Annotated in this window: 12 protein-coding genes; 8 read left to right on the forward strand and 4 right to left on the reverse strand. The window is 64.1% G+C overall.

Annotation, left to right across the window (positions count from 1 at the left end; all coding sequences use genetic code 11):
• Positions 1-18 precede the first annotated feature (18 nt).
• A complete protein-coding gene (locus ACQKPS_RS04620; protein WP_427602970.1) occupies positions 19-576 on the reverse strand; it encodes an L-threonylcarbamoyladenylate synthase in 558 nt (185 codons plus the stop codon).
• Between the two features lie 43 nt (positions 577-619).
• Positions 620-1,717 carry a DNA-processing protein DprA gene (dprA, locus tag ACQKPS_RS04625; RefSeq protein ID WP_427602972.1) on the reverse strand — a complete coding sequence of 366 codons (1,098 nt, stop codon included), beginning with the start codon at positions 1,715-1,717 and terminating at the stop codon, positions 620-622.
• Between the two features lie 207 nt (positions 1,718-1,924).
• Between dprA and def the strand changes: the two genes are divergently transcribed.
• Genes def through ACQKPS_RS04650 form a run of 5 tightly spaced genes read left to right on the forward strand, consistent with a single transcriptional unit; the run spans position 1,925 to position 6,455 of the window.
• A complete protein-coding gene (def, locus tag ACQKPS_RS04630) occupies positions 1,925-2,431 on the forward strand; it encodes a peptide deformylase (RefSeq protein WP_054884415.1) in 507 nt (168 codons plus the stop codon).
• Between the two features lie 60 nt (positions 2,432-2,491).
• Entirely contained in the window at positions 2,492-3,424 is a 933-nt protein-coding gene (gene fmt / locus ACQKPS_RS04635; RefSeq protein ID WP_427602974.1) for a methionyl-tRNA formyltransferase, read from the forward strand.
• Complete coding sequence (rsmB, locus tag ACQKPS_RS04640; RefSeq protein ID WP_254482399.1) at positions 3,421-4,731, forward strand: 16S rRNA (cytosine(967)-C(5))-methyltransferase RsmB; 1,311 nt, start codon at positions 3,421-3,423, stop codon at positions 4,729-4,731. The genes fmt and rsmB overlap by 4 nt, the downstream gene beginning before the upstream one ends.
• A gap of 24 nt (positions 4,732-4,755) precedes the next feature.
• Positions 4,756-6,129, forward strand: coding sequence for a Trk system potassium transporter TrkA (trkA, locus tag ACQKPS_RS04645; protein WP_099816075.1), 1,374 nt, complete (start codon positions 4,756-4,758; stop codon positions 6,127-6,129).
• Positions 6,130-6,140: 11 nt separating this feature from the next.
• A complete protein-coding gene (locus ACQKPS_RS04650) occupies positions 6,141-6,455 on the forward strand; it encodes a tetratricopeptide repeat protein (RefSeq protein WP_283723510.1) in 315 nt (104 codons plus the stop codon).
• Positions 6,456-6,501: 46 nt separating this feature from the next.
• Here the strand turns inward: ACQKPS_RS04650 and ACQKPS_RS04655 are convergent, their stop codons facing one another.
• Both ACQKPS_RS04655 and ACQKPS_RS04660 read right to left on the reverse strand, forming a co-directional pair.
• Positions 6,502-7,389, reverse strand: coding sequence for a lysophospholipid acyltransferase (locus ACQKPS_RS04655; protein ID WP_427602977.1), 888 nt, complete (start codon positions 7,387-7,389; stop codon positions 6,502-6,504).
• 40 nt (positions 7,390-7,429) lie between these two features.
• Positions 7,430-7,981, reverse strand: coding sequence for a DNA-3-methyladenine glycosylase I (locus ACQKPS_RS04660; RefSeq protein ID WP_254482396.1), 552 nt, complete (start codon positions 7,979-7,981; stop codon positions 7,430-7,432).
• 83 nt (positions 7,982-8,064) lie between these two features.
• On the opposite strand from ACQKPS_RS04660, the gene glyQ reads away from it, so the two are divergent.
• Genes glyQ through gmhB form a run of 3 tightly spaced genes read left to right on the forward strand, consistent with a single transcriptional unit; the run spans position 8,065 to position 11,591 of the window.
• A complete protein-coding gene (gene glyQ / locus ACQKPS_RS04665) occupies positions 8,065-9,012 on the forward strand; it encodes a glycine--tRNA ligase subunit alpha (protein ID WP_003253126.1) in 948 nt (315 codons plus the stop codon).
• Complete coding sequence (gene glyS, locus ACQKPS_RS04670; protein WP_427602979.1) at positions 9,009-11,060, forward strand: glycine--tRNA ligase subunit beta; 2,052 nt, start codon at positions 9,009-9,011, stop codon at positions 11,058-11,060. The genes glyQ and glyS overlap by 4 nt, the downstream gene beginning before the upstream one ends.
• A gap of 3 nt (positions 11,061-11,063) precedes the next feature.
• Positions 11,064-11,591 carry a D-glycero-beta-D-manno-heptose 1,7-bisphosphate 7-phosphatase gene (gmhB, locus tag ACQKPS_RS04675; protein ID WP_254482394.1) on the forward strand — a complete coding sequence of 176 codons (528 nt, stop codon included), beginning with the start codon at positions 11,064-11,066 and terminating at the stop codon, positions 11,589-11,591.
• Positions 11,592-11,639 lie beyond the last annotated feature (48 nt).

The following is an 11,639-nucleotide window of genomic DNA, read 5'->3' on the forward strand; positions in this document are numbered from 1 at the left end:
TCCAACGGCAGGCACCTCTCAGCCCGGGCGAACGACCTCGCCAGTAGCGAGATTCCGAATCACACTCGGATTCTTCCGCCCCCCCAGCGCCCCGCCGAGCACCAGGTCCAGCTGACCATGGAAGTACTGCTCAACCCGCAACCGAGTCTTTGCCGCCGGGCGCCCGCCCGGATTGCACGAGGTGGAAATCAGCGGCCCGACCAGCGCGCACAGTTCACGCACCAGCGGATGATCGCTGACCCGCAATGCCACAGTGTCATGCTGCCCGGTCACCCACTCCGGCAGCAGGTCCTGGTGCGGCACCAGCCACGTATTCGGCCCGGGCCAGGTGCTGCCCATGCGGTCGATCCAGTCCTGCGGAAAATCTTCGAACAGGAAGTCGAACTGGCGGATGTTGTCGGCGATCAGGATCAACCCTTTATCCACAGGCCGCGATTTCAGCGCCAGCAGGCGATACACCGCGTCCTCGTTCCATGGGTCGCAGCCCAGGCCCCAGACCGCTTCCGTCGGGTAGGCGATGACTGCGCCCGCCCGGATCTCACGTGCGGCTTGTTGCACACGAAAACTGCTCACCATTTGCGTCTCTCCGCCTATCAACCTTAGCTTGCGCGCAGTTTACTCAGCCAGCGCGGGCAAACCAACGCCCGGCAACATTGCTGACACGGCCCTCAAGCTCCAGTTCCGTCAGTTGCGCCAGCACTTCGGCCAGGGGCAGGTCGCCGAAATGGGCCAGGTTCTCGCTAGTCTGTGGGGCGGCATGCAGCAGGGCAAGCAGCGGATGCTCCGGTTTATCCACAACCGCTGGCGGCAGGTTCTGCCAACCACGCAGGCTTTCCAGAATCTGCTCCACGCTCTCCACCAGCAGGGCGCCATCGCGGATCAGCTGGTGGCAACCCTTGGCCGCCGGGTGGTGGATGGACCCTGGAATCGCGTAAACCTCGCGGCCTTGCTCAGCCGCCAGGCGGGCGGTGATCAGCGAGCCACTGGCAAGGCTGGCCTCAACCACCAGCACGCCAAGCGACAGGCCGCTGATAATGCGGTTGCGCCGCGGGAAGTTGCCAGGCAGTGGCCCGGCATCCAGCGGATACTCGGACACCAGTGCACCGCCCATGTCGATCATCATCCGGGCCAGGTCGCGGTGGCGCTGTGGATAAAGTTTTTGCAAGCCTGTGCCGAGCACCCCGATCGTGCCCCCTCCGACCTCCAGCGCTGCCCGATGAGCGGCACCATCAATGCCGAGGGCGAGCCCACTGGTGATGGTGAAGCCGGCCTGCGTCAGGCAGCGGGAAAATGCCCTGGCGGTGTCGAGCGCGGGAGGAGTGGCACGCCTGCTGCCCACGATGGCCAGTTGAGGTCGGTCGAGCAGGGCTGGATTGCCAGCAACGAAAAGCAGTGGTGGAGCATCGTCGATTTCCGCCAGCAGCGCCGGGTACTCAGGGCCGTCCCACATCAGTAAATGCTGGCCCGGAACCTCTAGCCAGGCCATTGCAGCCAGTGCGCCCTCACGCACTTCGGCACTGCGCCGAGCATCGATGGTGGCTTGAGGAATGCCTAACGCACGCCAGGCGGGGCCAGGTGCGCTGAGCGCAGAACTGGCGCTGCCAAACGCATCGATCAAGGTGCGAAATCGTCGCATCCCCGTCTCGGGCAGGCGATGTAAGCGCAAGCGTGCCTCCAGTTCGGCAGGTGGGTAATGCGACGAATGGTAAATCGGCATGGGATCATCCTTGATCGAAAAGGGGGCCATCTACGTGGCACAACCTGTGGATAAGTTTGTGAGTAACACTTTGAAAAGCTGTCCATGATTTGGTGGCTATCGGGCCCATAGAGACCCTAGCCGAGCTTTCACAGGTGCTGAAATCCCCGTTTCCCTTTATTATGTGTGCTCAGTTTTCAACCGACCGCACAGTGACTGCCTGACCTTATGGCCATCTTGAACATTCTCGAATTCCCGGACCCGCGCCTGCGCACCATTGCCAAACCGGTAACGGTGTTCGACGACGCCCTGCGTCAGCTGATCGACGACATGTTTGAAACCATGTACGAAGCCCCTGGTATCGGCCTGGCCGCCACCCAGGTCAACGTGCACCAGCAGGTCGTGGTCATGGACCTCAGCGAAGACCGCAGCGAGCCGCGCGTGTTCATCAACCCGACTGTCGAAGAACTGACCCACGACATGGGCCAGTACCAGGAAGGCTGCCTGTCGGTTCCTGGCTTCTATGAGAACGTCGACCGCCCCCTGCGTGTGCGGGTCAAGGCCCAGGACCGCGACGGCAAGCCATTCGAGCTGGAATGCGAAGGCCTGCTGGCGGTGTGCGTGCAGCACGAATTCGACCACCTCAACGGCAAGCTGTTCGTCGACTACCTGTCGCAGCTCAAGCGCGACCGGATCAAGAAGAAACTGGAAAAGCAGCACCGCCAGCAAGCCTGATCCCCACCTCCCAGAAGGCTTGCTCCGGCAAGCCTTTTTCTTTTTGCAAGCGAGAACTCCATGCGCATCGTCTTTGCAGGCACTCCAGAGTTTGCCGCCGAACACCTCAAGGCCCTGCTCGACAGCCCGTACGAGATCGTGGCCGTCTACACCCAGCCCGACCGCCCTGCCGGCCGTGGCCAGAAGCTCATGCCGAGCCCGGTCAAGCAATTGGCCGTCGCCCACGACATCCCTGTGTTCCAGCCGCCGACCCTGCGCAACGCCGAAGCTCAGGAACAACTGGCCGCGCTGAAGCCGGACCTGATGGTGGTGGTCGCCTATGGCCTGATCCTGCCGCAAGTCGTGCTCGATATCCCGCGCCTGGGTTGCATCAACAGCCACGCCTCGCTGCTGCCACGCTGGCGCGGTGCGGCGCCAATCCAACGCGCCGTGGAAGCCGGCGACGCCGAGAGCGGCGTGACCGTGATGCGCATGGAAGCCGGCCTGGACACTGGCCCGATGCTGCTCAAGGTGGTCACCCCGATCAGCGCCGACGATACCGGCGGCAGCCTGCACGACCGCCTCGCCGCAATGGGGCCTGGCGCTGTGGTCCAGGCCATTGCCGGCCTGGCCGACGGTTCGCTGCACGGTGAAGTCCAGGACGACGCCCTGGCCACCTATGCCCACAAGCTGAACAAGGACGAAGCGCGCATCGACTGGAGCCGCCCGGCCGTCGAGCTGGAGCGCCTGATCCGCGCCTTCAACCCGTGGCCGGTGTGCCATAGCACCCTGGATGGCGAAAGCGTCAAGGTGCTGGCCGCCAACTTGTCCACAGGCAAGGGCGCCCCCGGCGAGATCCTCTCCGCCAGCAAGGACGGGCTGGTGGTCGCTTGCGGTGACCAGGCACTGAGCCTGACCCGCCTGCAACTGCCCGGTGGCAAAGCGCTGAGCTTCAGCGACCTGTTCAACAGCCGCCGCGAGAAGTTCGCCGCCGGCAAGGTGCTGGGCCAATGAATCCACGCCTCGCCGCCGCCCGTGCGCTTGCCGCTGTACTCAGCGGCAAGGCCTCGCTGAACAGCTCGCTGCCAGCGCAGCTGGACAAGGTCGAAGAACGCGATCGGGGCCTGACCCAGGACCTGGCGTTCGGTACCGCCCGCTGGCAGCCTCGCCTCGATCTATTGGCGGCACAACTGCTGCAGAAGCCGTTCAAGGCCGCCGATGCCGATGTGCAGGCGCTGCTGCTGGTCGGCCTGTACCAACTGTTCTACACCCGCATTCCGGCCCACGCCGCCATCGGCGAGACCGTCGGCTGTGCCGACAAGCTGAAGAAGCCTTGGGCCAAAGGCCTGCTCAATGCCGTGCTGCGCCGCGCCCAGCGCGAAGGCGAAGCATTGCTCGCCGGCATGGAGCGCGATCCGGTGGTGCGCACCGCGCATCCGCGCTGGCTGCAGAAATCGCTGAAGGCCTTCTGGCCGGAGCAGTGGGAGGCCATCTGCGCTGCCAACAATGCCCACCCGCCCATGATTCTGCGGGTCAACCGCCGCCATCACAGCCGTGACGCCTACCTGGCGCTGCTGGCCGAAGCCGGCGTCGGCGCCAGCGCCTGCCAGTACAGCCGTGACGGCATCATCCTCGCCGAAGCCTGCGATGTGCGGGGGCTGCCAGGTTTCGCCGAAGGCTGGGTCAGCGTGCAGGACGAAGCCGCGCAGCTGTCCGCCGACCTGCTCGAACTCGCCCCCGGTCAGCGCGTTCTCGACGCTTGCTGCGCCCCCGGCGGCAAAACCTGCCACCTGCTCGAAGCAGAACCGGGCCTGGCCCACATGACGGCCATCGACCTCGAAGCCAAGCGCCTGACCCGTGTGCGCGAGAACCTCGACCGCCTGCAGCTGGACGCCGAGCTGATCGCCTGCGATGCCCGCGATACCGCCAGCTGGTGGGACGGCAAACCGTTCCAGCGCATCCTGCTCGACGCACCGTGCTCGGCCACTGGTGTGATCCGCCGCCACCCGGACATCAAGCTGACCCGTCAGGCCGAGGACATTCCGGCCCTGGCCACACTGCAAGGCGAGCTGCTCGATGCCCTGTGGCCGACCCTGGAAGTGGGCGGCATGCTGCTCTACGCCACCTGCTCGAGCCTGCCGACCGAGAACACCGAAGTGATCGATGCCTTCCTCGCCCGCACCCCGGGCGCCCGTGATCTGGACCTGGCCACCGAAGCCGGCCTGCGCCAGCCCCACGGCCGCCAGCTGCTGGCCCAGGAAGGCGGCCACGACGGTTTCTACTATGCCAAGCTGATCAAGATCGCCGCCTCGCGCGGGTAAAGCACACAGGGTAGGGAGTAGCGGATGAAGATCATCATCCTCGGCGCAGGGCAGGTGGGCGGCACGCTGGCTGAACACCTGGCCAGCGAAGCCAACGACATCACCGTGGTCGACACCGATGGCGACCGCCTGCGTGACCTCGGCGACCGTCTGGACATCCGCACCGTGCAGGGCCGCGGTTCGCTGCCGACGGTGCTGCGCCAGGCCGGTGCCGACGACGCCGACATGCTGGTGGCGGTGACCAACAGCGACGAAACCAACATGGTCGCCTGCCAGGTGGCCTACACGCTGTTCCACACCCCGACCAAGATCGCCCGGGTGCGCGAGTCGGCCTACCTGACCCGCGAAGAACTCTTCGACAACGACCATATCCCGGTCGATGTGCTGATCAGCCCCGAGCAGGTGGTGACCAATTACATCAAGCGACTGATCGAGCACCCAGGCTCGCTGCAGGTGATCGACTTCGCCGAAGGCAAGGCCCAGCTGGTGGCGGTGAAGGCCTACTACGGCGGCCCGCTGGTGGGCCAGCAGCTGCGCCAGATCCGTGCGCACATGCCCAACGTCGATACCCGCGTGGCGGCCATCTTCCGCCGCGACCGGCCGATCACCCCGCGTGGCGACACCGTGATCGAAGCCGACGACGAAGTGTTCTTCATCGCCGCGAAGAAGGACATCCGCGCCGTGATGGGCGAGCTGCGCCGTATCGACGAGACCAACAAGCGCATCGTCATCGCCGGGGGCGGGCAGATCGGCGAGCGTCTGGCCGAAGCCATCGAAAGCCGCTACCAGGTGAAGATCATCGAGATGAGCGCGGCCCGCTGCCGGCACCTCTCCGATACCCTTGAAAGCACCGTGGTGCTGCAAGGCAGCGCTTCGGACAAGGACCTGATGCTGGAAGAGAACATCGCTGACGCCGACATCTTCCTGGCCCTGACCAACGACGACGAAGCCAACATCATGTCGTCGCTGCTGGCCAAGCGCCTTGGCGCGGGCAAGGTCATGACCATCATCAACAACCCTGCCTATGTCGACCTGGTGCAAGGCGGCGAGATCGACATTGCCATCAGCCCGCAGCTGGCCACCATCGGCACCTTGCTGGCGCACGTGCGCCGTGGCGATATCGTCAGCGTGCACTCGCTGCGGCGCGGCGCGGCCGAAGCCATTGAGGCGGTGGCACACGGTGATTCAAAGTCGAGCAAGGTGGTCGGCAAGGCTGTGGAAAACATCGCCTTGCCCCCGGGTACTACCATCGGCGCCATCATCCGCGACGAGGAAGTGCTGATCGCCCATGACGACACGGTGATCGAGTCAGGTGACCATGTGATCCTGTTCGTTGTGGACAAGAAGCACATTCGGGATGTGGAGAAGCTGTTCCACGTCGGCTTGAGTTTCTTCTAGGAGAAGACGGCATGCGCGAATCGCTGGAAAAGATGCTGGCCAAGGGTGTGGATAACCCGCTGCTGAGGTTTGGCCTGGGCAAAGCCTGGCTGGACGAGGGCAATGGCGCGCAGGCGGCGGTGCATCTGGCGCGCTGCGTGGAGCAGGATCCGAAGTATTCGGCGGCCTGGAAGCTGCTGGGCAAGGCCTATCAGTTGGTCGGCGACCTGGCGGCGGCGCGCAAGGCCTGGGAGGACGGGATCGTTGCGGCCCAGGCCCACGGGGACAAGCAAGCCGAGAAAGAGATGACCGTGTTCCTGAAGAAGCTCAACAAAGCATCAGGTTAACGCGGTCCCTGTGGGACAACCCGCTCCCACAGGGCCCCCAACAATCTCAATACCAGCGCGGCTCGCCGGCCGGGCGCTTCTTGAAGCGCTTCATGCTCCACATGTACTGGCTCGGGTACTCGCGCACATAGCGCTCGACCACCTTGCTCATGGCCGCCGCCGACACGTTCACGTCGGTGCTGTACATCTCTTCAGGAGCCGCTTCCAGGAACACCTTGAAGCCCGATCCGTCCGGCAGACGCAGCGCATGCAGGAACACCCCCACCGCCTTGCCACCGGCCAGCATGTTCGGCACGAACTTGCTGGTCAGCGCCTGGGTGCCCAGGAACGGCACGAACACCCCCGCCGATTCCGCCGGCTCCGGGTCGGCAGGAATACCCACTTGCCCACCGCGACGCACCTCCTTGATGACGCTGAGGATGCCTTCCTTGGTAGATGGGGCCACGCGATTGCCCATCTGCACACGCTGCTCGCGCAGCAGATCATCCACCGCCTTGAGCTTCGGTGGCCGATAGAAGATGATCGGTTTGCACTGGTTGCAGTAGAAGTGGTTGAGCACTTCCCAGTTGCCGAGGTGGCTGGTGATGCCGACCACACCCTTGCCCGAGGCCAGGGCCTGCTCCAGCACTTCCAGCCCATGCACTTCCTTGACCAGCTCAAGCGAACGCTGCGGCGGCCAGATCCAGGCGCAGGCACTTTCGACGAAGGATTTACCGATATCCTTCAGCGCGCGGCCGACCAACTGCTCGCGCTCGACCGGATCCATCTCCGGGAAGCACTTGGCCAGGTTGATGCGCACGACATTGCGCGAGCCGTTGGGGATTTTCCACATCAGCCAGCCGATACCGGCGCCAACGCGCTGCACAGCGCCCCAGGGCAGCTTGGCAAACAGACGCAGCACCCCGACCATCAGGGCGCCCTTGAACTTTTTCACAGGCAATTCCTTATTTCAGCAAGGCGCGCATTGTAACCCTTCAGCGCGACAAGGCGGCGTAGCGATCGCAATCGGTGGTGTGGTCCATGACCATGCCGGTGGCCTGCATGAATGCGTAGCAGATGGTCGGACCGACGAAGGTGAAGCCCGCTTTCTGCAGGGCCTTGCTCATGGCCTTGGCTTCGTCGGTGACCGCTGGCACGTCGCCACGGCCCTGGAAGTGGTTGATCTTCGGCTCGCCGCCAACGAACGACCACAACCACTCGGCAGGGTTATCCACAGCCAGCCAGGCCTGCGCGTTACGCCGGGCAGCCTTTAGTTTGAGTCGGTTGCGGATGATACCGGCGTCCAGCATTAGCTCCTCGATGCGTTCGTCGCTCATGGCCGCCAGTTTCACCGGGTCGAAGCCATGCATCACCTCGCGATAACGCTCGCGTTTGCGTAAGACGGTGATCCACGAAAGCCCTGCCTGGAACCCTTCGAGCAAAAGCATCTCGAACAGCAACGCCGGGTCACGCTGTGGCGTTCCCCACTCCTGGTCGTGGTAGGCCTGGTACAACGGATCGTCGGTACACCAAAAGCAGCGTGGCATAAGGCTCCAGTGAGTAGAGGGCGAGGCGAATCAGGTTATACTCCCGCTCTTTACATCCGCATCCCCAGATACAGGTGAATTTCGTGAGCCAGCCTACGCCAGCCGTGCGTACCTTCCAAGACCTGATCCTCGCCCTGCAAAACTACTGGGCGGCTCAAGGTTGTGTGGTGCTTCAGCCCTACGATATGGAAGTAGGCGCCGGCACATTCCACACCGCTACATTCCTGCGCGCCGTGGGTCCAGAAACCTGGAACGCCGCCTATGTGCAGCCTAGCCGTCGCCCTGCCGACGGGCGGTATGGCGAAAACCCCAACCGCCTGCAGCATTACTACCAGTTCCAGGTGGTCCTCAAGCCGAACCCGGCCAACTTCCAGGAGCTGTACCTCGGCTCGCTGAAGGCCATTGGCCTGGACCCGCTGGTCCACGACATTCGCTTCGTCGAAGACAACTGGGAGTCGCCGACCCTGGGCGCCTGGGGCCTGGGCTGGGAAATCTGGCTGAACGGCATGGAAGTCACCCAGTTCACCTACTTCCAGCAGGTAGGTGGCATCGAGTGCTACCCGGTCACCGGTGAAATCACCTACGGCCTCGAGCGCCTGGCCATGTACATCCAGGGCGTCGACTCGGTCTATGACCTGGTGTGGGCCGACGGCCCGTTCGGCAAGGTCACCTACGGCGACGTGTTCCACCAGAACGAGGTGGAGCAGTCGACCTACAACTTCGAACATGCCAACGTCGACAAGCTGTTCGAGCTGTTCGACTTCTATGAAAGCGAAGCCAACCGCCTGATCAAGCTGGAGCTGCCGCTGCCGACCTATGAAATGGTCCTGAAGGCCTCGCACACCTTCAACCTGCTGGACGCCCGCCGCGCCATCTCGGTAACCGAGCGCCAGCGTTACATCCTGCGCGTACGTACCCTGGCCCGGGACGTGGCGCAAAGCTATCTGCAAGCTCGCGCACGCCTGGGCTTCCCGATGGCCACCCCTGAACTGCGTGACGAAGTGTTGGCGAAGCTGGAGGCTGCACAATGAGTGCTCAAGATTTCCTGGTAGAACTGGGCACCGAAGAGCTGCCGCCCAAAGCCCTGGCCAGCCTCGGCGACGCGTTCCTGGCCGGCATCGAGAAAGGCCTGCAGGCCGCTGGCCTGAACTACACCGGCAAGCAGGTGTACGCCGCGCCGCGCCGCCTGGCCGTACTGATCCGCCAGCTCGACGTGCAGCAGCCTGACCGCAGCATCAACATCGACGGCCCACCCATGCAGGCGGCCTTCAAGGACGGCGAGCCGACCCAGGCAGCCCTGGGCTTTGCCAAGAAATGCGGTGTAGAGCTGGCGGAAATCGACCAGAGCGGCGCCAAGCTGCGCTTCTCGCAGCACATTCCGGGCAAGGCTACCGCCAGCCTGCTGCCGACCATCGTCGAGGATTCGCTGAACGACCTGCCTATCCCCAAGCGCATGCGCTGGGCCGCCAGCCGTGAAGAGTTCGTGCGCCCGACCCAGTGGCTGGTGATGTTGCTCGGCGACCAGGTGGTCGACTGCACCATCCTGTCGCAGAAAGCCGGCCGTAAATCCCGTGGCCACCGCTTCCACCACCCACAGAACGTGGTCATCACCACGCCGGCCAACTACGTCGAAGACCTGCGCAAAGCTTATGTGCTGGCCGACTTTGCCGAGCGCCGCGAACTGATCAGCAAGCGCACCGCCGAGCTGGCCATGCAACAGGAAGGCAGCGCCATCGTGCCGCCTGCGCTGCTGGACGAAGTGACCGCGCTGGTCGAGTGGCCGGTGCCGCTGGTGTGCTCGTTCGAGGAGCGTTTCCTCGAAGTGCCGCAAGAAGCCCTGATCACCACCATGCAGGACAACCAGAAGTACTTCTGCCTGCTGGACAGCGAAGGCAAGCTGCTGCCGCGCTTCATCACCGTGGCCAACGTCGAGAGCCGTGACCCCAAGCAGATCGTGCAGGGTAACGAGAAGGTCGTGCGCCCGCGCCTGACCGACGCCGAGTTCTTCTTCAAGCAGGACAAGAAGCAGCCGCTGGAGACCTTCAACGAGCGCCTCAAGAACGTGGTGTTCCAGGCGCAGCTGGGCACTGTCTACGACAAGGCCGAGCGCGTTTCCAGGCTGGCAGCCTTCATCGCCCCGCTGATCGGCGGCAACGCCCAGCGCGCTGGCCGTGCCGGCTTGCTGTCGAAGTGCGACCTGGCCACCGAGATGGTCGGCGAATTCCCTGAAATGCAGGGGGTTGCCGGCTACTACTACGCGCTCAACGACGGTGAGCCGGAAGACGTTGCCCTGGCCCTGAACGAACAGTACATGCCGCGCGGTGCTGGCGCCGAGCTGCCGCAGACCCTCACCGGTGCTGCGGTGGCCATCGCCGACAAGCTCGACACCCTGGTCGGCATCTTCGGCATCGGCATGCTCCCCACCGGCAGCAAGGACCCGTACGCCCTGCGTCGTGCGGCCCTGGGCGTGCTGCGCATCCTGATCGAGAAGCAGCTGGACCTGGACCTGACCGCTGCGGTCGAGTTCGCGGTCAAGCAGTTCGGTGCCAAGGTCAAGGCCGCTGGCCTGGCCGAGCAGGTGCTGGAGTTCATCTTCGATCGCCTGCGTGCGCGCTACGAAGACGAAGGCATCGACGTTGCCACCTACCTGTCGGTACGTGCCCTGAAGCCGGCTTCGGCCCTGGACTTCGACCAGCGCGTGCAGGCTGTGCAGGCGTTCCGCAAACTGCCGGAAGCCGAAGCCCTCGCCGCGGTGAACAAGCGCGTGTCGAACTTGCTGAGCAAGGCCGAAGGCGCCATCGCAGATCAGGTCGAGCCGAAGTACTTCGACAACGCCAACGAGTTCTCCCTGTACTCGGCCATCCAGCAGGCCGACCAGGCCGTGCAACCGATGGCAGCTGCGCGCCAGTACAGCGAATCGCTGGCCCGTCTGGCGGCCCTGCGTGACCCGGTCGACGCCTTCTTCGAGGCGGTGATGGTGAATGCCGAAGACGCCAAGGTACGTGCCAACCGTTATGCCCTGCTCAGCCGCCTGCGCGGCCTGTTCCTGGGCGTGGCCGACATTTCGCTGCTGGGGTAAGCCTTGAAACTGCTGATTCTCGATCGTGACGGGGTAATCAACTACGACTCCGACGCCTACATCAAGACGCTGGAAGAGTGGATCCCGATCCCTGGCTCGGTCGAGGCCATCGCGCAGTTGAGCAAGGCGGGCTGGACGGTGGCTGTGGCCACCAACCAGTCCGGCATCGCCCGTGGCTACTACCCGCTGGCTACCCTCGAGGCCATGCATGCGCGCTTGCGCGAGCTGGTGGCCGGGCAGGGCGGCGAAGTCGGCCATATCGTGTATTGCCCGCACGGGCCTGATGAAGGCTGCGATTGCCGCAAGCCCAAGCCAGGCATGCTGCGGGCGATCGCCGAACATTATCAGACGGGCCTTGAAGGCGTCTGGTTCGTCGGCGACAGCAAAGGTGACCTGGAGGCCGCCCTGGCCGTCGGTGCACAACCCGTGCTGGTGAAAACCGGCAAGGGCGAGCGGACCCTGGAAAAAGGCGTCCCGGAAACTACACTGATTTTCGACGATCTGGCAGCCATCGCCAGAGAACTAATTTAAACAGTGCGCCCCCAGGGGCGCATTTTTCCTAGGCGGGCATGCCCCGCA

The sequence above is a fragment of the Pseudomonas sp. NPDC086566 genome (assembly GCF_050280885.1).
Lineage (GTDB): Bacteria > Pseudomonadota > Gammaproteobacteria > Pseudomonadales > Pseudomonadaceae > Aquipseudomonas > Aquipseudomonas vlassakiae.

Excerpts from the sequence above, each read along its gene's own strand:
- ACQKPS_RS04620 (WP_427602970.1), bottom strand. The coding sequence starts at position 576 with ATGGTGAGCAGTTTTCGTGTGCAACAAGCCGCACGTGAGATCCGGGCG.
- dprA (WP_427602972.1), bottom strand. The coding sequence starts at position 1,717 with ATGCCGATTTACCATTCGTCGCATTACCCACCTGCCGAACTGGAGGCA.
- def (WP_054884415.1), top strand. The coding sequence starts at position 1,925 with ATGGCCATCTTGAACATTCTCGAATTCCCGGACCCGCGCCTGCGCACC.
- fmt (WP_427602974.1), top strand. The coding sequence starts at position 2,492 with ATGCGCATCGTCTTTGCAGGCACTCCAGAGTTTGCCGCCGAACACCTC.
- rsmB (WP_254482399.1), top strand. The coding sequence starts at position 3,421 with ATGAATCCACGCCTCGCCGCCGCCCGTGCGCTTGCCGCTGTACTCAGC.
- trkA (WP_099816075.1), top strand. The coding sequence starts at position 4,756 with ATGAAGATCATCATCCTCGGCGCAGGGCAGGTGGGCGGCACGCTGGCT.
- ACQKPS_RS04650 (WP_283723510.1), top strand. The coding sequence starts at position 6,141 with ATGCGCGAATCGCTGGAAAAGATGCTGGCCAAGGGTGTGGATAACCCG.
- ACQKPS_RS04660 (WP_254482396.1), bottom strand. The coding sequence starts at position 7,981 with ATGCCACGCTGCTTTTGGTGTACCGACGATCCGTTGTACCAGGCCTAC.
- glyS (WP_427602979.1), top strand. The coding sequence starts at position 9,009 with ATGAGTGCTCAAGATTTCCTGGTAGAACTGGGCACCGAAGAGCTGCCG.